Annotated in this window: 20 protein-coding genes; 16 read left to right on the forward strand and 4 right to left on the reverse strand. The window is 49.9% G+C overall.

The annotated features are described in order from the left end of the window. Positions 1 to 27: 27 nt before the first annotated feature. The gene (locus tag NSU14_RS10390) at positions 28 to 825 is read right to left on the reverse strand and encodes a lipase family protein (protein ID WP_042138359.1); all 798 of its coding nucleotides are present in this window, start codon (positions 823 to 825) and stop codon (positions 28 to 30) included. 65 nt (positions 826 to 890) lie between these two features. Then, a complete protein-coding gene (locus NSU14_RS10395) occupies positions 891 to 1,832 on the reverse strand; it encodes an SDR family oxidoreductase (protein WP_076243249.1) in 942 nt (313 codons plus the stop codon). Between the two features lie 172 nt (positions 1,833 to 2,004). Between NSU14_RS10395 and NSU14_RS10400 the strand changes: the two genes are divergently transcribed. After that, positions 2,005 to 2,379: a MerR family transcriptional regulator gene (locus tag NSU14_RS10400; RefSeq protein ID WP_042138356.1), complete on the forward strand. Its 375-nt coding sequence runs from the start codon at positions 2,005 to 2,007 to the stop codon at positions 2,377 to 2,379. A 161-nt stretch (positions 2,380 to 2,540) separates the two neighbouring features. Continuing rightward, positions 2,541 to 3,374, forward strand: a complete 834-nt coding sequence (locus tag NSU14_RS10405; protein ID WP_340944620.1) for an alpha/beta fold hydrolase — start codon at positions 2,541 to 2,543, stop codon at positions 3,372 to 3,374. A gap of 75 nt (positions 3,375 to 3,449) precedes the next feature. Here NSU14_RS10405 and NSU14_RS10410 read toward each other — a convergent pair whose 3' ends face one another. Then, on the reverse strand, positions 3,450 to 5,321 hold the full coding sequence (locus NSU14_RS10410; RefSeq protein WP_042138355.1) for an LTA synthase family protein: 1,872 nt from the start codon (positions 5,319 to 5,321) through the stop codon (positions 3,450 to 3,452). A 181-nt stretch (positions 5,322 to 5,502) separates the two neighbouring features. Here NSU14_RS10410 and NSU14_RS10415 point away from each other — a divergent pair, with 181 nt between their 5' ends. The 7 genes from NSU14_RS10415 (at position 5,503) to NSU14_RS10445 (ending at position 10,382) form a co-directional block, all read left to right on the forward strand. Next, complete coding sequence (locus tag NSU14_RS10415; protein ID WP_076243247.1) at positions 5,503 to 5,757, forward strand: hypothetical protein; 255 nt, start codon at positions 5,503 to 5,505, stop codon at positions 5,755 to 5,757. Next, positions 5,754 to 6,884 (forward strand): SGNH/GDSL hydrolase family protein, encoded by a 1,131-nt coding sequence (locus tag NSU14_RS10420; protein WP_340944622.1) that lies wholly within the window; start codon positions 5,754 to 5,756, stop codon positions 6,882 to 6,884. Before NSU14_RS10415 ends, NSU14_RS10420 begins: the two co-directional genes overlap by 4 nt. A gap of 786 nt (positions 6,885 to 7,670) precedes the next feature. Then, positions 7,671 to 8,204 (forward strand): TetR/AcrR family transcriptional regulator, encoded by a 534-nt coding sequence (locus tag NSU14_RS10425; RefSeq protein WP_042138350.1) that lies wholly within the window; start codon positions 7,671 to 7,673, stop codon positions 8,202 to 8,204. 12 nt (positions 8,205 to 8,216) lie between these two features. Next, on the forward strand, positions 8,217 to 8,540 hold the full coding sequence (locus tag NSU14_RS10430) for a DMT family transporter (RefSeq protein WP_042138348.1): 324 nt from the start codon (positions 8,217 to 8,219) through the stop codon (positions 8,538 to 8,540). 3 nt (positions 8,541 to 8,543) lie between these two features. Further along, complete coding sequence (locus NSU14_RS10435) at positions 8,544 to 8,897, forward strand: DMT family transporter (RefSeq protein WP_042138345.1); 354 nt, start codon at positions 8,544 to 8,546, stop codon at positions 8,895 to 8,897. Between the two features lie 178 nt (positions 8,898 to 9,075). Then, positions 9,076 to 9,819 carry an N-acetylmuramoyl-L-alanine amidase family protein gene (locus NSU14_RS10440; protein WP_042138343.1) on the forward strand — a complete coding sequence of 248 codons (744 nt, stop codon included), beginning with the start codon at positions 9,076 to 9,078 and terminating at the stop codon, positions 9,817 to 9,819. A gap of 38 nt (positions 9,820 to 9,857) precedes the next feature. Next, complete coding sequence (locus NSU14_RS10445; RefSeq protein WP_042138342.1) at positions 9,858 to 10,382, forward strand: DNA topology modulation protein; 525 nt, start codon at positions 9,858 to 9,860, stop codon at positions 10,380 to 10,382. Between the two features lie 91 nt (positions 10,383 to 10,473). On the opposite strand, the gene NSU14_RS10450 is transcribed toward NSU14_RS10445, so the two are convergent. Continuing rightward, positions 10,474 to 11,007 (reverse strand): CDP-alcohol phosphatidyltransferase family protein, encoded by a 534-nt coding sequence (locus NSU14_RS10450; protein ID WP_042138340.1) that lies wholly within the window; start codon positions 11,005 to 11,007, stop codon positions 10,474 to 10,476. A 217-nt stretch (positions 11,008 to 11,224) separates the two neighbouring features. Here NSU14_RS10450 and NSU14_RS10455 point away from each other — a divergent pair, with 217 nt between their 5' ends. From NSU14_RS10455 to NSU14_RS10485, 7 genes are all read left to right on the forward strand, one after another. Continuing rightward, positions 11,225 to 12,106, forward strand: coding sequence for an AraC family transcriptional regulator (locus tag NSU14_RS10455; RefSeq protein ID WP_042138339.1), 882 nt, complete (start codon positions 11,225 to 11,227; stop codon positions 12,104 to 12,106). Between the two features lie 109 nt (positions 12,107 to 12,215). Then, positions 12,216 to 12,836, forward strand: coding sequence for an immunity protein Imm33 domain-containing protein (locus NSU14_RS10460; RefSeq protein WP_340944629.1), 621 nt, complete (start codon positions 12,216 to 12,218; stop codon positions 12,834 to 12,836). A 167-nt stretch (positions 12,837 to 13,003) separates the two neighbouring features. Continuing rightward, positions 13,004 to 13,876 (forward strand): hypothetical protein, encoded by an 873-nt coding sequence (locus NSU14_RS10465; RefSeq protein ID WP_340944631.1) that lies wholly within the window; start codon positions 13,004 to 13,006, stop codon positions 13,874 to 13,876. Positions 13,877 to 13,918: 42 nt separating this feature from the next. Next, a complete protein-coding gene (locus NSU14_RS10470; protein WP_340944634.1) occupies positions 13,919 to 14,446 on the forward strand; it encodes a hypothetical protein in 528 nt (175 codons plus the stop codon). Positions 14,447 to 14,468: 22 nt separating this feature from the next. Further along, positions 14,469 to 14,993 (forward strand): hypothetical protein, encoded by a 525-nt coding sequence (locus tag NSU14_RS10475; protein WP_256703793.1) that lies wholly within the window; start codon positions 14,469 to 14,471, stop codon positions 14,991 to 14,993. A 181-nt stretch (positions 14,994 to 15,174) separates the two neighbouring features. Continuing rightward, positions 15,175 to 16,206: an ATP-binding cassette domain-containing protein gene (locus NSU14_RS10480; protein ID WP_336101839.1), complete on the forward strand. Its 1,032-nt coding sequence runs from the start codon at positions 15,175 to 15,177 to the stop codon at positions 16,204 to 16,206. Further along, the gene (locus NSU14_RS10485; RefSeq protein WP_042138329.1) at positions 16,203 to 17,015 is read left to right on the forward strand and encodes an ABC transporter permease; all 813 of its coding nucleotides are present in this window, start codon (positions 16,203 to 16,205) and stop codon (positions 17,013 to 17,015) included. Before NSU14_RS10480 ends, NSU14_RS10485 begins: the two co-directional genes overlap by 4 nt. Positions 17,016 to 17,684: the final 669 nt, after the last annotated feature.

The raw sequence follows: 17,684 nt of genomic DNA on the forward strand, positions 1-17,684 counted from the left end.
AACAATATGCAGGGGCTCCCCCGGTGATCAGGTAATCAATTCAAGCACCGGACAGAAGCCGGGATTCGTGGAACATAACATTGCTGTGAATTCTGGCCGTTGCTTCGACAGTACTGCGAAGTAGCTTCTAAGCACATGATTGAGCTCAACCGTCCCGTTCTGGAAGGATAATGAGTACAGCGTCTGCACATGGGTGTAATAATATTTTTTCTCATGCCGGGGCAGCTTGTAGATGGTAGGCGGAACGTAGGTGGCGACATCAAAGAGATTGGCATAACGGAAGCTGCTGCGGACATAGCTGCTGAATGCTTTGGCAAATGCAGGATCACCCGCACGCGGAGATCCGTACGTATACAGGCGGGGAGACCTGTAGGCTGAATTAGCGGCAAGATCTATAGCACATAAGGTTGCTAGTGCCCCGCCGAGGCTGTGGCCTGTAACGTATAGCGTTTTCTCCGGTGACAAGGTGCTGAGTATGGAGAGGATTTCCTCTCTTGCTGACGAATAAATGTCTGTGAAGCCTCTGTGCGTCAGGCAATCTTCCTTGATATATTTGAACTTTTTTTGCGCAGCATTCATGTTGGAGAGCCAATTGGTGGTTGAGCTGCTTCCGCGCCAGGCAATAATGATCTCCTGTGGTGATTCCAGAATGAAACCAAACGGCTCGGAGATACCGCCCATGGATTTCGCCCGGAAATTATGCACGACCGAGAAGTCCGCCGGAACCACGAACGAACCGTCCGCATGTTCAAATTGTACATAGGTCTGCCCGCAGACGGCAGCCAGAAAGATGGCCCAGTCCTGTTCATTCCGCATGTTACCCATCCCGCATCCCGCCCTTCTTTCTATCTGTGTATGATCAGCAGGCAGGATTGGTGCCTATGGAACCTTTATGAATTTGCGATTGCGTCGAAATCCACTTGTGCCAATTGTTTGGATACTTCCCACAGTCTGGCTGCCACAGCGGCATCCAGCCCCTGCGGAGCGATCTTGCCGGGCTTTGGCAAGCCTCTCGTTTCTGAGAGTCTGCCGGGTCCGTAATAAGTTCCGGACTTCGCGTCCGGCGATGTCGCGGCGAACAGAGTCGGAAGCGCGCCTTGCGCGGCCGGCTGGAACAAGATCGGCCCCAGGAACCTGCGTAGAATCCCCGCTGTGCTGTTCGGCCCGGCCCCATTAAGAAGCAGGTCCGTGCGTGAAACGCCCGGATGAACCGGAAGGCTCAATAGGCCCCAGCCCGATGCGTCACTGCGCCGCTGCAGCTCCAGTGCGAACATGATCATGGCAATTTTCGATTGCGCATAAGATTCCATGGCATGATAACGGCGTTCAAATTGCAGGTCGTCAAAATGTATTGAGCCGCTCCGGTGGGCAACACTGCCCAGGCTTATCACACGCGGTTTATTTTCTTTGCGCAGTAAAGGCATCAGATGTGCAGTCAACGCGAAATGTCCAAGGTAATTCGTACCGAATTGAAGCTCAAAGCCATCTTTCGTGAGTTTGCGGGTAGGCGGTGTCATTACCCCTGCATTATTGATTAGCAGATCAAGACTGTGTCGCTCCTTATTCATCCTTGCGCCGAACGCCTGTACCGACTCTAGGCTGGCAAGATCCAGCTCTTCAAAACGGATATTGGCTGAGGTAACACTGCTGCGGATTTTTTTCACCGACTCTGCTCCCTTTGCGGCATTGCGGCCAGCGAGTATGACTTCTGCTCCATGTTTCGCCAGCTCCAGCGCCGTTTCGTAGCCGATGCCTCCTGTACCGGTAACGATGGCTGAGCGGCCCCGCTGTGAAGGAATATTTGAAGCTGTCCATTTAGGGAAATTGTCCATCTTTTCTTTCTCTCCTTTGCCCTGTTTGACTGTATCTATGGCCCATACCGAAATACTTAACCTCCGGCGCCTGAATTGTAAGTTGACCAGCCGTTCGATATACTTAATGCTAATACTTAGAGGCTTATCGAAGTCAAGCAGTCTTTAAAATACCATTTCGAGGTGAAAGAGGATGTACAGTATCAATGAAGTAGCTGCGATTTGCGAGGTGACGGCGCATACACTCCGCTTTTACGATAAGGAGGGATTATTGCCCTTTGTGGGACGCAATGGAGCGGGAAACCGCATTTTCTCTGATGGTGATTTATCACTAGTCAAAGTGATTTGCTGCCTGAAAAACACCGGAATGCCGATTAAAGATATCAAAAAATATATCGAATTGATTATGGAAGGTGATTCGACCAAGGAAACACGGCGCAGCATTATGATCGAGCACCGTAAGGAAGTGGTGCGGCAGATGGATGAATTGAAGAAAAATCTGAACATTATTGATTTGAAGGTTGCCTTATACGAAACCAATAATATGGACCTGCTTCGTGAGCTTTAACCCCTTACTAGTTAGAGTCATCTCTAAGTGGTTATAACCAAAAAAATACATAAATAAGATGAACATAAGAAGATTCAGCCGCTAACAGTTCGATCATACATAACATGGAGGTTTGAATTTTGATCGAGGAACGTATTTCATTGGGGCAGTTAGCGATAAACGTGAGGCATTCATTAAACGTCAAGCCTGCTATTCTGTTTCTTCATTTCAGCGGCGGGAACCTCAACATGTGGGAGGGGGTTCTCCCGCAGTTTGCACAGGACTACAGCATCATTGCTCCCGATATCCGGGGACATGGTCAATCGGACAAACCGGAAACCGGCTATCATATCGATGAGATGGCAGAGGATATGTATCGGCTGCTGCAGCATTTGCAGGTAGACAAGTGCCATATCGTCGGCAGCTCGATGGGAGCAGAGGTTGGCCTGAGTCTGGCGGCGGCGCATCCGGAGAAAGTGTTATCCCTGGTCTGCGAAGGCGCACTTAATAATGAATTCGGCAAATACGGAATATTCCAAGGTACAGCAGAAGAAATTGTGCAGAGAAAAGAACAGCTGCGTGCAGAATTGGGTGAACGGGAAGAACGAATCTTTAGCAGTATAGAGGAGTATGTTGCCGAACAACGGGCGGAGCTGACAGCGGAGGGGCTGTGGAATGAATATTTCTCGGCCTTCTATGAGCATAGTCTGCAGCAGCTGCCGGACGGCAAGTACACCTACTGTTATCTGAACCGTGTAAGGACCGAATATATCGTGAAGTTCTGGGATCTGTCATTTGAGCAGTATTATCAGAAAATAGAGTGTCCGGTACTATTCCTCCCCAGCGAAGAAGAGTGGGCTGACGAGTCCATCCGCCGCAGTCTGGAGGCCTTCGCAGGGCTGCTGGACAGCCATGAAATTACGCGGATTCCTGACTCTCTCCATGCTTATGTCTGGATGCAGCTGCCGCTTCCGGCAGGCCAGGCTGTGAAGGACTTCCTGAACAAGCAGCTGTGATCACAGATAAAGAGCCCGGTCCTGGAGGATTCTCCTGGGCCGGGCTCTAATATTCTTGCCTATTCTGGTTCTGACCTATTCTTCCTCAACTACTATCCTGTCCGGCAGCTGTGTAACATAACTGTCCGACATCCGCAGAAGCTCAAGTGCGCGGGTGAACTCATCCTCTGTCGATTGCAGGAGCTCCGCCCCGTCACCGGATAACGTATAATGCTGTCCGTCTTCGAACCCGCTGCCGGATAAGAAGAGCTCTTCGTTATTAACGAAGGAGCCCGTAGGCAGATAATAGCGCTGCGGCAGCAGGTTATAATGGGTCTGATTCAATAAATCCTGTCCAAAATGAATATGATAGTCCAGCGGCACACCGAGCAGATTCGCTACGGTAGGAAGAATGTCAACCTGTCCGCCTAGCTGCTCCTTCACGCTTGGAGACGTAATGCCGGTAGCTGATATGATGAGCGGGATATTAATCAGATCGCGTTCATTATATTCATGCCCCAGAATTTCCTCCATTAAGACCTTATCATCATCCTTGAGCGAGAAAATAGGAAGTCCCCGGTGATCGCCATAAAGCACAACCACACTGTTATCCCATACCCCGCTGCTTTTGAGTTCATCCATAAATTGACCCAGTGCATAATCCGCATAGTTCTCGGCCCGGATATAGTTTCCAACGAGTGTACCTTCATAACGTTCCGGCAAGGTCATCTTGTATTTGCTCTCTGGAATGGTGAACGGGTTATGCGATGACATCGAGATCACATGTGAATAGAAGGGCTGTTCGTTCTGGTCCATCCGGGCCAGCTCTGCCGATGTTTTGTTGTACAGGACCTCATCCGATGAACCATAGAAGACAGTATCCTCTTCACCGAAGTAGGCTTTGTCATAATAACGGTTAAAGCCAAGCGCATCGTACAGCTCGCCGCGGTTCCAGAAATCGACTTCATTCGTATGGAAGGTTGCGGTATCGTAACCTTGGGCCTGCAGCAGCTTCGGCAAGCTGGGCAGATCTTTCGGTGCATACATTTCTGTAGCCGGACCATCCGGCGGAACATAGAAGGAAGTATTTACGATAAACTCGGCATCCGATGTGTTACCTTGACCCACCTGCTGAAAGAACCGGGGGAAGTAATAACTCTCGGCGGCAAGCTTATTCAGGTTAGGTGTAATTTCTGTTCCGTCAACCGACAGATTGATCAGGAAGTTCTGGAAAGACTCCATTTGCAGGATGATCAGATTCTTACCCTTGGCGGCCCCGTACATGACCGGATTGGCTAGGGTCTGAATGCCTTTGGTCTTATCAATGCCTGCCTGTGAGATTTCCGCTTGATTAATCGGCTCTTCCTCCGGCTCACCCAGCAGGGCATAAGCTTCATAATTGAGGATCCCCATTTGTTCGGCTTTGACATTCTCGTTCATACTGGCCTTATTCGGAAAAATATTCATCATACACATGACGAGTGAGACACAGAACAGGGCAGCGACCGCCTTGCGGTTACTGGGGCGGGACATCGAGTGCTTCCAAGCCAGCGCCTTCTTGCGTCTGAGCATAACCAGGCTGATAATAATAATGTCTACGAATATAAGCATATATTGAGGGTGAACGACGGCGAATATACTTTTCTTGACGGCTCCCACCTGCTTGACCTGGCCGAAGACCTGAGAAGTAGCAATAATGCCAAAATGATTATGATAGACAATCAGAGAGAAGAATAAAACGGTAATAAGCAGATTGACGAGCATATAGATGGCAATTTTCCGCTTCGTGGCGAACCATTCGATGAGGCAGAACAGCAGCAGCACAAAAGGAATCTCTTTCAGCCATGTGGTCCAGGTTGGACCGTCCTCGAACAGGTAATACCAGGCGAAATAGCTTTTAACTAGCATAATTAGGGAGAAGAATAGAATCGATCTTTTACTGAGCGAGCGTGATTCCTTAAACGGCATTGCGTATGCGCATCCTTTTCTATTTAATCTTTTCATTTTATTACATGGGAGAGTTCAAAATCAACTAGATTTAAGGCAGCGGGATTTAAAATAAAGATGTAAATCCGCAGCTTTTACGTTATCCTCATATAAGCGATCCGAAAAAACACTAAAGAACTTAATTAGCGCAGGAGGAACATAGATGTCAAAAGAATTCTCACGGCAATATACCGAAAGTGTGAAGCTGGAATTATTGAACAGACTCGGACTGAAGCAGGTGTACTTCAAAGGGCAGCAAGGCGACGATCTGCTGTATGAAGCAACGGGCTTTGACCGCGGGACGGCGCATAAATTCTGTGTCCGGACGAAGAAGGGAACGATCGACGAGTGGGTCGGCGGTAAATGGATGAAGGTCCGCAGCTTCACGATTGCCACAGGGCGGGAGGGAACAGAATGAGCGGGAATGCCCATTTACAGGTACAGCGGCTGGCTGAAATCGAGCATTTGAAGATTCATGGCAGAACGACCGGCGGCTTGGACCCGGTTACGTTATTCTGGACGGGCAGTGCCATCGAGCTGAATGTTCAGGCTTCCGGGCTATGGATTGAGGTGGAATCCGGTTATGACCAATACGAATCCTGGATCAGTATCTTGATTAACTCCGTTCCGGTCAGCAGACAGATGCTGAATGCCGGAAGGTACTGGATTTGTGTATTCCGCGGAATGAACCCTGACACCGTGAAGAATATCCGGATTGTAAAAGAGGTCCAGGCCATGAGCGGCGACCCGGGCTGCCATCTGCAGTTCCATGCGGTCCGGACAGACGGAGCGTTCCTGCCGGTTGAAGCGAAGCCCTACCGGCTTGAGTTCATCGGCGACAGCATCACTTCAGGTGAAGGCGTTATCGGAGCCCGGGAGGAGCTGGACTGGATACCGGCCTGGTTTAGCGGTGTACATAATTACACGGCCCTGACCGCAGAAGCCGTAAATGCAGACTACCGGGTGATTTCGCAGAGCGGCTGGGGCGTGCTCACCAGCTGGGATAACAATCCAAATGGTAATATTCCAGATATCTATGAGCAAGTCTGCGGCCTGCTCACCGGAGAGCTTAATGAAGCGCTCGGAGCGCATAAGGTGAACGACTTCGAATCCTGGCAGCCGGATGTCGTGGTCGTTAATCTTGGCACCAATGATAACGGTGCATTTCATTCCCCGGAATGGGTGGATGAAGGTACCGGGCAGAGATATAAGCAGCGGCTGAAGGAAGACGGCAGTTATCATGAAGACGATCTGTCAGCGTTTGAGACGGCAGTGGTGAAATTCCTGGGCAAGCTGAGACGGTATAACAACACTGCCCATATTCTCTGGGCGTATGGCATGCTGGGCATTCCGCTGATGCCGGCGATTTATCGTGCTGTGGATGCTTATATCCAGTCCACTGGCGACAAGAAAGTGTCAGTGTTTCAATTGCCGGATATGACGGACGAAACGGCGGGAGCAAGAACCCATCCGGGCTTACCGGCCCACCAGCAGACTGCTCAAGAGTTAAGCGGCTATATTAAGGGATTGTTATCAGGATTATAGGAACGTCGATAGACTAATTCCATGTTCAAAAGGGTTGCGTGACGCTCATCAGCGGATGGGCGTTTTTTGCTGTGTAGGGCGTACCTGTAATTATTATATTCGTCTGTTGGGGATAAGTTTCAGTGGAATTTGGAGCAGATCCTTCTCCGTCTGAAGGATGAATTTGATTTTGTGTTAGGTCAAATGATCCCATGTTTAGAAGCGTATCTGAGCCGCCGGCCCTGGATGCAATCTGTTGATTCGTATGTCTTGATTAAGGACTTTAGAGAACGAGAGGTACTGATCGAATGTATGCGAAAAACCGAATACAATGTGCCAATGATAAGGTAAATGAGCCGAATGTATGCGGAAAACCGAATACAATGTGCCCATGATAGGGTAGATGAGGCGAATGTATGCGAAAAACCGAGTACAATGTGCCAACGATAAGGTAAATGAGCCGATTGTATGCGAAAAACCGAATACAATATGCCAGCGATAGGGGAAATGAGCTGAATGCGAATGAGGGGAAAAAGTGCCCCTGAATGCGCTGAAAGTGGGCGGGAGGCATAGATTAGGATCAGTATTGCGCTTGATTTCCCCGGGAAACTGTACAGAGGGAGCTGCCCCAGAAGAAGTCTGAGGGGAGCAATGTGGTGGGCTACAATATCCAAAGTTGCTAAAGGCCGGATAAGCCGCATAATTCATAAACTCCTGTTGGATTTTTCTGCAGGGCGACTTTTGTTTCTGTTCTTCATTTGACATACAAACCGTCCAGACGGTATAGTAAATACAGAGGTGATTCACATGAACAGCAATTCCAAACGCAATTTGATTTTGGCAGCCGCTTCAAACGTCGTGAAGCATCAAGGAATTGAGAAGCTTACGCTTGAAGCGGTGGCCGCCGAAGCAGGGGTGAGCAAAGGCGGTCTGCTGCATCATTTTCCGAATAAGGACGCCTTAATTCAAAGCATGGTGTCAGGAATAACCAATGAATTCATAACAGATGTTCAGAATAGGGCGGCCCGGGATACACGGGATCAAGGGAAATGGAGCCGGGCCTATTTGCAGTCCACCGTCGAAGCAGATAAGGAAGCGCAGGGCATGAACGTAGCGCTTAACGCAGCGCTTTTTAGCAACGGGGATCTGCTGGAGGACCTTCGGAAACAGTACTCCGTCTGGCAGGAGAACATTGAGAACGATGGACTTGATCCGGTGATCTCCTCAATTGTCCGGCTGGCTGTAGACGGCCTGTGGTTATCGGAGGTATTTGGAATCGGTGAAATCAGCGGTGAAATGCGGGACAAGGTCGTCAGCAAATTGCTGGAGATGATTAATTAGGAGGCAACCCAAGTGAATTCTTATGTATTATTGTCGTTAGCTATTGTGAGTGAGGTCTTCGGCAGCTCCATGCTTAAGGCATCGAACGGTTTCAAAAGACTGCTTCCATCCATTGCGGTGGTCGCCGGCATGGGACTGGCATTCTTCAATCTGTCACTCGCGCTGAAAGAGATCCCCCTCGGGACGGCTTATGCCATCTGGTCAGGTGTGGGAACGGCGTTAACCGCATTGGTTGGCGTACTGGTCTATAAAGAAAGTCTGAATGTCAAAAAAGTAGCAGGACTGCTCCTCATCATTGGCGGTGTGGTGCTCCTGAAGCTTTCAACGGAGGGTTGAACTGTGAAAAGTTATCTTGCACTAAGTATTGCCATCATCTCGGAAATCTTCGGCACAACGATGCTCAAGCTCTCCGACGGATTCAGCAGTGTGCTGCCGTCTATCGGGGTAGTGATTGGAATGGGTGTGGCTTTTTACAGCTTGTCCATTAGTCTCAGAACCATACCGTTAAGCCTGGCTTATGCCATCTGGTCCGGGGCAGGGACGGCGCTGACTGCACTCATCGGCATCCTGATCTGGAATGATCCCTTCAACCTGCTTACCGGTATCAGTCTGCTTATCATTATCGGGGGGCTTGTCTTGCTGAATTCCTCTAGTCATGCCGGGCAGGCAGCAGAGCATACACCCGCCAAATAGCATGGAAATAATAAAAGACTGATTGGAGCCATGACAAAGGCCTCCATCAGTTTTTTTGCAAGGATAAGAATCTATAGGTGTCCGTGTATCGTTACAGAATTAGGTCTTGCCTATCCAGCCTCCAGTATGCTGAAATGTAAGGGGATACGAAATGAAGTAGCGATAAGGAGAGACCGGAATGAGGAAGATGTACATTATAGCTGCCGCATGGCTCAGTCTGCTACTGCTTGCGGCATGCAGTGATGGCGTCAGTAACGGTTCAGGCGGGAACAGCGCAGATTCAAGTCTGGCTGCGGCTCCGGCGGCGGGTAATCGGGCAATTCATGAACCAGATCGTACAAGCGGGCCTGGAAGCAGTGATCCGGTGTATTCCGGACCTGTATACAAGGTCGTAATCGATCCGGGGCATGGCGGTGAAGACCCGGGCGCGACTTCTGTGAGCGGACGGTTTGAGAAGGAGTTCAACCTCAGCGTGTCACAGGCGGTAGCTGCGGAGCTGGCGGATGATCCGCAGCTTCAGATTGAGCTTACCCGGACCGGGGATGCTTTCATTTCCACGCATGAGCTGTACCGGCCGGAGTTCGCGAATAACCTCCCGGCAGATTTATTTATCTCCATCCATGGTAATACCTATGAGGATTCGTCTGCATCGGGCACGGAGTCCTTTTATTATCATGACGAATCACTGGCTTTTGCCGAGACTATACATAAGCATGTCATTCAAGCTACCGGGCTTAAAGACCGCGGAGTTAAGGTTGCGAACTTCTTTGTGCTGCGGGAGACGGAGATGCCGTCCGTGCTGCTGGAACTGGGGTATTTGACCAACCCGGGCGATGAGGCGAAGATGTGGACCAATGAGTTTCAGGAAGCAGTTGCCTCATCCATAGCGGATGGAATCAAGGAATACTTGCAGCTGGATTGAAGGGAAAGTAGTTACGTCATATTGGACAGGGAGAACTTATGAACCGGATTCTAATTCTCGGATCGGGAGGCTCAGGCAAATCCACCTTGGCACGGCAGCTCGGCGGTCTGCTCCATCTTCCGGTTGTGCATCTGGATTCCCATTTCTGGAGCCCGGGCTGGATTCCCAAGCCGGATGAGGAATGGGACGGGCTGGTCCGGCAATATACGGATCAAGAGCAGTGGATTATGGATGGCAACTACTCAAGGACGATGGATATCAGGATCAAGCGGGCGGATGTCATCATTTTTCTGGATCTGCCGAGGCTCTTATGTATGTACCGGATTGTGAAGCGGCGTCTAATGTACCATAACCAAACCAGACCCGATATGAACGAAGGCTGTCCGGAGAAGCTCGACTGGGCGTTCGTGAATTGGGTCTGGAGCTACAAGACACGGAGCCGCGACAACACCATTGCAAGACTCCGGCAGGCCGGCGCTCATCAGCAAGTCATCACCGTTACCTCCAGACGACAGGTCAAGGCGTTAATCAGGAGCTTTGCGGATGCCGGACCTGTTGGCTAAGTATTCGTGGTGTGCGGGACTATAGAAGAATAGGAGGTTACCGGAGAACCCGTTGTGTGTTATGGGTTCTTTGGGGTATGTGAACAGAAGATTAGCGCCGCCGATGCAGCCCCTTCCGGTCCAGCTGCAGCTGGCTTGAGCTCAGAAGGATGATGAATTCCTCCACAGCGGATATAGTAGCTACGGTGCATACAACAGCAGTCCAGACACCTTGATGAATATAAGGAAGGAGCAGAGGTGTGATAAATAACAGGAGTCCGGCGAGCTTGTTGCCATAGGTATGAATGCTGCCGTAGGTCCGGAATCTGCGCAGTGCGGTCAGCATGGAGGCACCCCGGATTAAGGCGATCAGCATGATCCAGAGGAGAACCCCGGGTGTAAGTCCAAGGAACGGATACAATGTATATAATGCGGCGCCTACCAGCGTCATGTCGGCCAGGGAGTCAAGCTTGGCGCCGAGACTGCTGATTGTTCCGGTTTTTCTGGCAATCGGCCCGTCCAGCATATCTGTGATTCCGCAGAGGATATAGACAGCGGTGAAGCCCGCGCCCAGCGGCTCAAGCCCTAACAGCAGGAGTGCCAGCAAGGTCCGGCTGAGCGTTATGCAGTTGGGTATAAGCTTCATTTCAAGCCTCCGTCTTCCCGCCGGGGGAAATTGCTTTTTATATAGTATCTATGCTTCATTATCATTAAAATAGAGCCGATTGTCTTCATATATATCAACTATATTATGGCAGAATTATTGCTGCGTCAGGGGCAGTACCCGTCAATCTGGTGCAGGAACTGTCGGACCCGGTCTTGGGATAGCTGTTAATCTGATGGTGAGGAAAGGGTGATAAACGATGAACCTGCTCGAAAATATGAACGCGGCACTCTCCTATATTGAAGAGCAGCTGGAGGGTGAGGTGGATGTCAGGGAGGCAGCGAGGCGGGCGTTATGCTCGGAGTATCATTTCACGCGGATGTTCTCCTTTCTGGCAGGTATTCCGCTGTCGGAATATATCCGCCGCAGACGTCTCACATTGGCCGCATTCAAGCTGCAGGGCAGCCAGCAGCGGATTATTGATCTGGCCCTGGAATTTGGTTATAGTTCACCGGATGCCTTCACCAAGGCCTTCCAGCTGGTTCACGGCGTGACGCCGTCGGAAGCAAGAAGTGCAGGGACACCGCTGAAGGCCTTTCCCCGGATGACTTTTCAATTAACGATCAGAGGAGGCAGTGAAATGAATTACCGTATGGAAGAGAAAGCGGCTTTTAGCATCGTCGGACTGAAGAAAAGGGTGCCTATCCAGTTCAACGGAGTGAATCCGGAAATCGCAGCGATGTGGCAGAGTCTCAATATGGAGATCATTACTGAACTGAAGCAGCTGTCCAACATCGTTCCTGCAGGGATGATCAGCGCATCGGTGAATTTCTCCGAAGGGCGGATGGAGGAACGGGGGGAGCTCGATCATTATATTGGTGTAGCTACCACACTGGACTGTCCTCCCTCCTATGCCAAGCTTGAAGTCCCTGCGTCTACATGGGCTGTATTTGAAGCGGTGGGGCCGTTTCCGGATACGCTCCAGAATATCTGGGGCCGGATTTATTCCGAATGGTTCCCCTCCTCCAATTACGAGCAGGTCGAAGGGCCGGAGATCCTCTGGAATGAGAGCAAGGATACAACTTCGCCAGCGTACAGAAGTGAAATATGGATACCTGTACAGGAATCGAAACTCCTTTAATTGTCCCTGTGCCTGAGCTTAAGATGGGTGGATTTTCCCGTCCAAATGAATCGTGTCTCCCGCAATGGGGTAATGGTAGTCTAGCACTACAGACTAGGAGGCACACGTTATGGAATGGACTTTGGAAGATGTGGAAGAAGTGAGCCGGCAGCATCCTAATTCTTTCTTTATTCCCTCCCGGCAAGAACGGATGACCCAGAATCCAGGAAGAATGGTTAGGCTGCATTTCATCCTGACGAACCCGAAAGAAGGAGAACCCCGCGCTGAACGGATGTGGGTGGAGATTACCGGGCAAGATCCGGTTACCGGACGTTATACGGGGCTGCTGACCAATGTGCCCGGAGTGATACAGACACTGCAACCTGGAGATACCGTGGAATTCGAGCCCAGACATATTGCCCGGACAATTCTGCGAGAAGGAGACCCGGCGTGGGTCGAGGCAGGCGAGAAGGCGGCGCTGGTAACCATGAAATGCATGCTGCCCGGCAGCGGGGTTCGCTGGATGTACCGTGAAGCAGCCACACGGGAGCAGGACAGCGGATGGAGGCTATTCACCGGGGATGAGGATGGAGCATACCTGAGTGATCCCAAGAATACCGCGATCATGAATGTGTACGATCTGATTGACCGCGACCCGGGCTTACTGGAGCCTTTTAGAGGAGCTGTAGGTACGGCATTTGAACGGAGCGGCCCGGATGCAGCATGGGTAGAAGTGAAGAATTGGCGGTAAGCAAAATATGCGGGGCTGGCGGTTCATAGAAATCTGTAACCGGCAGATGCTGGAATCAGGTATAGGCAGTGCATAAGCATGGGCAAAGGTGCGGAGGGGACAACAGTTCTCTACCGCGCCTTTGTTGCTGTTTAGTTAAATAATGTAAAATGAGGGAGTGCAATATTTTGTTGAGATTCCAAACCATGATAGTATCCTTTCTCCGCTCCAGACACGGCTGGTTAAAAGCCGGGATCGCAGCAGCAGTGCTGGTGATCCTTATTGGCGGTGCACTCTTTCTGCGCCCTGTTAAAGATCAGGAACCCGTAGCCCCAAAGGGAGGAATAATATCGCCAGTCTTTAACTTGCCGTCACAGACGGAGGGGATTCTCAATGCAACGATGTTAGGAATGATATATTATAACGGCAAAGTGTACACTCAAACGTATACGGAAATCCCGCCCGAACAAGCAATAAATTTGAGAGGGAAGAAGCTCGGAACGGCTAAAGGCAATCTTAACGGTTGGAAGCAGCAGGGGAAGAAGGACACTAATCTAGCTTCAACAGTTGACAAGGCAGATGTCTATGCTGTGAAAGGCTATAATAAGAATTTCCGAATAATGACATATTCTGAAGAGCATTCGTATGTTCAAACTGCATTTTATGAGTGTACGGGCGGGTTGCCGTTAAGTGAGGGCAGAGATTTTTTCAAACCCTTTAAAATGGCCGGAAATGTGGTTAGTGCCCAATATCAAAGCTACTCAGAGTGGAGAACAGGTATAGATCAGTTACACCCGGTTCCTGATTTGGAACTGATCAATACCCTGGTTGATCAGCTGTATGATGCCAGATTATCTGTACATGAGGGCATGGATGGACAATTGGGCGACTATGACAATGATGAACGGTACAGACGAATTACAATTCATTTAAAAGATGGCACTGAGGTTACTTTGATAATAATCAAAGGCGGCTACATTGATTACGGATTTGCCAGAATGTATTTCCAAATCGATAACGAATTCGCTACGCAGCTCTGGGATGCTTTGAGTCCGATATAATTCTGTACCGGAAGTTTAGGGAAGCGGAAAGGGGACATACATATGGGCAACCGGATATCTATGCCAGAGCACTTTGGCGAAAGCATTGAGTCGTTAAAAATGTCGAATAGTCTGACCTCCTTTTTTATTGAGGTGCTGGCGCTCAGCGGGTCTATGTTTGCAGAAAACAACCGCGAGAAAGAAATGGTGATCTGGTTAGCTCAGCAGGACCAGTCAGTGGTAGGTATAGGAACTGTCGGTTTTGATATCGATGATATGCCGTGGACTATAGAATCGTTTGAACGGGAAAGGAATTTTATCTTACACACGATTTCAGGAGCAATGGAACGTCATGGTTGGGAGCGGCTGAAGTATGAACCCCGGGAAGATTGGATCATAGAATGCTTATTAAAGTTTCAGCGGATGATTTTTGTTTTTGATAAAGACAGCATTAAGATGGAAAGTTATTTAGAATGGTCAAAAATTGAAGAAGATGATAATAATCCTACGATCCCTATCGGGTACCCGAAATGCGGTATTCATGATATTTACTTGTCTTGCCACGGCTGTATATTGTGTAATAATACCTAAGAACATGCTGGAGGCGGATACAGTGAATAAATTATGCTTATTGCTGCTCGCAGTACTGCTCCTAAATGGCTGTAGTACGGATAAGGAGGCAGAGCGCGCTGCTGGGCAGAACGTTATGCCGCAAGAAATGCCCGGAGATTTCGACTTTCTGGTCCGGTACGGCTATGGAGAAGCTACCAAGAATGAGATCAATACGTATCAGGATATAGTGGTAAAGGATCTGATCATGAATGGGACAGCGACGGCAAATGTTACTCTGACCGGGGATGAAATGCGCAGCATCTATGACCAGATGAAGGAAATCAACATTATAGGGACGATGGAGCTTGTGCCCGCCAGGCAGAGTTGTGCCGTCACCCCCTATCAGGAAGACAGCTGGCAGATTACTGTAGACGGAGTTACCCGTAATTTGAGCTGGTCCGGTGAGACTTGTGAGCTTACAGAAGATGCCGGGCAGCTGCTGGAGCTGCGGACCTTCATCGCGGACATCGTAGCCGGTAAGGATGCGTACCAGGCATTGCCGGAAGCCGAGGGCGGTTATGATTAAGAGTATTGTATTTAAGGTGTACGTCTGCAAGCGTACTTCTTCAGTCCGATCCCAAGGGATCGGATTTTTGTTTTAATAAGACGTGGGAAAAGCAACCTGGCGGATGAGAGGCAAGTTTATATTCAGTTTAAAAAAGTCGGGTACCATCCTAATACATTCAGTCGTCTAGGAGGAATAAGGGATGAAACAAGTACAACAATCAGGAAGAGCGCAGGAGACTGGCAGCTATGCCATCGAAGCGCAGGGGCTTGTCAAAACGTACGGCAGCAACCGCGCGGTCGATGGTGTGGACCTCAAAGTGGGCACGGGCATGATCTACGGTGTGCTGGGTCCGAACGGGGCCGGCAAGACAACCGTAATCCGCATGCTGGCCACATTACTGCGGCCTGACGCAGGTTCGGCGCGTATCTTCGGACATGATGTGGTTAAAGAACCGCAGATCGTGCGTCAGTTAATCGGAGTAACGGGTCAATATGCATCAGTGGATGAGTCACTCAGTGCAACAGAGAATCTGATTATCTTCTCCAGACTGCTCGGACTGGGACGCGCCGAATCGAGAAATAAGGCTGAAGAGCTGCTGGAAGAGTTCGGCCTGACGGAAGCGGCCAAGCGTCCGCTGAAGAATTTCTCCGGCGGGATGCGCCGGCGGCTGGATCTGGCTGCCAGTCTGATTGCGCAGCCGCCGCTCATTTTCCTGGATGAACCAACGACCGGACTTGATCCGCGGACGCGCAATCAAATGTGGGACACCATCCGGCGGCTTGTATCGACCGGGTCAACCGTATTGTTAACCACGCAGTATCTGGAAGAAGCGGATCAGCTGGCTGACCGGATTGCCGTGATCGACACCGGAAAGGTGGTTGCAGAGGGCACCGTAGATGAATTGAAGGCTTCCGTCGGCAACTCCTCGCTGCATCTGAAGGTCTTGAACCCGCAGGATATGGGGAATGCCCGTCTAATCGTCGAGCGGGTGCTTCAGGTGCGGTCCAATGTATCGTCAGAATCCGCAAAAATCATGGCGCCGATGGGCGATGTTGACCGGGTAACCGACCTGCTGATCGCGCTTCGCGGGGCGGGAATTCCGCTGCTGGAGATGAGTGTGCAGAAGCCGACACTGGATGAAGTGTTCCTGACCTTAACCGGTGATGGCGTGAAGGAAGAGGCCGGATATGCATCCGGATCAGCCAAGAATAAAGAGGGGGTATTGGCATGAGTACTGTAATCAAGCCGGGTACAGAACGCCGTCTGAAGAATCATACCAGCTTCGGCCAGGCGGTGCGCAATTCATTAACGATGGCCTATAGAGGGCTGCTCAAGATCCGGCGGACACCGGAGCAATTGTTTGACGTCACGTTCCAGCCGATCATTTTCACGCTGATGTTCACCTATATCTTTGGAGGGGCAATTGCCGGTGATGTAGCAAGCTATTTGCCGGTGATTATCCCCGGTATCTTAGTGCAGACCGTAATTACGACGTCTGTCGTCACGGGAGTCCAACTGCGGGAGGATATGGAGAAGGGCGTGTTTGACCGCTTCAAGTCCCTGCCGATTGCGCGGATTGCCCCTCTGGCGGGCGCGCTGCTCGCAGATACTATCCGTTATACCATTGCTACTGTGCTCACCTTTGTTATGGGTTACATCATGGGCTTGCGTCCAGAAGGCGGCATCGGAAATGTTGCGCTTGCAGCGGTACTTGTAATCGGATGCTCATGGGCGATCAGCTGGATCTTCGCCTTCTTCGGGGTTATCGCCCGGACGGCTTCCAGTGTACAGGGGATTTCCATGATCGTGCTGTTCCCGCTAACCTTCCTCTCGAATGCGTTCGTGCCGGTTGATACAATGCCGAAATGGCTGCAGTGGTTTGTAAATATCAATCCGATCTCACATCTGGTCACCGCCGTCCGCAATCTGGTCAACAACGGAACGGTAGGCAGCGATCTGGTCTACTCCCTCGTCGGAGCGGCAGTCATTGTCGCCATCTTCGCTCCGATCACGGTGCGTGCGTATATGCGCCGTACGTAATCCGCTTTACTGAAAGACGTTAACGGATGTAGTAATACATCCGTTAACGTCTTTTGTGTTTTTGGCAGGAAATCCTAGATCAAATGTTGAAGTTTATTCTATATTTAACTATTTAACTATTTAGCTTGAACTGGAGAACTTTCTGATTCGCAGCACGTCTTGCCCGAATTGCAAGTTACGGGTGGTCTGCTATGAGACTACCGCTCATGTTATAACTGTAATTTGTACAACTATAATGCTACATTTCAGCGCAGGAACAGTTTTAATTGCACTTTGTACACTTATAAATGGCTTCTTTGCTGTAAAAGAACAATTCCCCTATTTTTAATTGTACAGAATGCAGTTATTCCTATACATGCGGTTTTTCGCCGCCTTTTAATTGCACTAAATACAACTATTTCCGCTATTCACTCCACGCTGCTCCTAAAGATTAATCTGCGCAAGCATCTGGTCTGCTGCACAGGGCACGTACATTTTTAATACAAATACTATTTAAGGGGAAAGAACTCAAATGATATATCTGCTTGATCATAGCGGTAAGGAAAGATGGTATTTCGAAGTGGATGAGGAAGGCTGGGCGTTCAGACAGACTATAAGAACCGGAACATACATAAAGGTCTAAATGTAACAGCTAATATTATAGGGTATGACGAAGTGAATTATTGGTTT

It is taken from the genome of Paenibacillus sp. FSL R10-2771, assembly GCF_038000205.1.
Taxonomy (GTDB): Bacteria; Bacillota; Bacilli; order Paenibacillales; family Paenibacillaceae; genus Paenibacillus_AQ; species Paenibacillus_AQ phytohabitans.

Bases quoted from the DNA above. Each gene is read 5' to 3' on its own strand.
- NSU14_RS10390 (WP_042138359.1), bottom strand. From the start codon at position 825: ATGGGTAACATGCGGAATGAACAGGACTGGGCCATCTTTCTGGCTGCC.
- NSU14_RS10395 (WP_076243249.1), bottom strand. From the start codon at position 1,832: ATGGACAATTTCCCTAAATGGACAGCTTCAAATATTCCTTCACAGCGG.
- NSU14_RS10400 (WP_042138356.1), top strand. From the start codon at position 2,005: ATGTACAGTATCAATGAAGTAGCTGCGATTTGCGAGGTGACGGCGCAT.
- NSU14_RS10410 (WP_042138355.1), bottom strand. From the start codon at position 5,321: ATGCCGTTTAAGGAATCACGCTCGCTCAGTAAAAGATCGATTCTATTC.
- NSU14_RS10415 (WP_076243247.1), top strand. From the start codon at position 5,503: ATGTCAAAAGAATTCTCACGGCAATATACCGAAAGTGTGAAGCTGGAA.
- NSU14_RS10420 (WP_340944622.1), top strand. From the start codon at position 5,754: ATGAGCGGGAATGCCCATTTACAGGTACAGCGGCTGGCTGAAATCGAG.
- NSU14_RS10425 (WP_042138350.1), top strand. From the start codon at position 7,671: ATGAACAGCAATTCCAAACGCAATTTGATTTTGGCAGCCGCTTCAAAC.
- NSU14_RS10440 (WP_042138343.1), top strand. From the start codon at position 9,076: ATGAGGAAGATGTACATTATAGCTGCCGCATGGCTCAGTCTGCTACTG.
- NSU14_RS10445 (WP_042138342.1), top strand. From the start codon at position 9,858: ATGAACCGGATTCTAATTCTCGGATCGGGAGGCTCAGGCAAATCCACC.
- NSU14_RS10450 (WP_042138340.1), bottom strand. From the start codon at position 11,007: ATGAAGCTTATACCCAACTGCATAACGCTCAGCCGGACCTTGCTGGCA.
- NSU14_RS10455 (WP_042138339.1), top strand. From the start codon at position 11,225: ATGAACCTGCTCGAAAATATGAACGCGGCACTCTCCTATATTGAAGAG.
- NSU14_RS10460 (WP_340944629.1), top strand. From the start codon at position 12,216: ATGGAATGGACTTTGGAAGATGTGGAAGAAGTGAGCCGGCAGCATCCT.
- NSU14_RS10470 (WP_340944634.1), top strand. From the start codon at position 13,919: ATGGGCAACCGGATATCTATGCCAGAGCACTTTGGCGAAAGCATTGAG.
- NSU14_RS10480 (WP_336101839.1), top strand. From the start codon at position 15,175: ATGAAACAAGTACAACAATCAGGAAGAGCGCAGGAGACTGGCAGCTAT.
- NSU14_RS10485 (WP_042138329.1), top strand. From the start codon at position 16,203: ATGAGTACTGTAATCAAGCCGGGTACAGAACGCCGTCTGAAGAATCAT.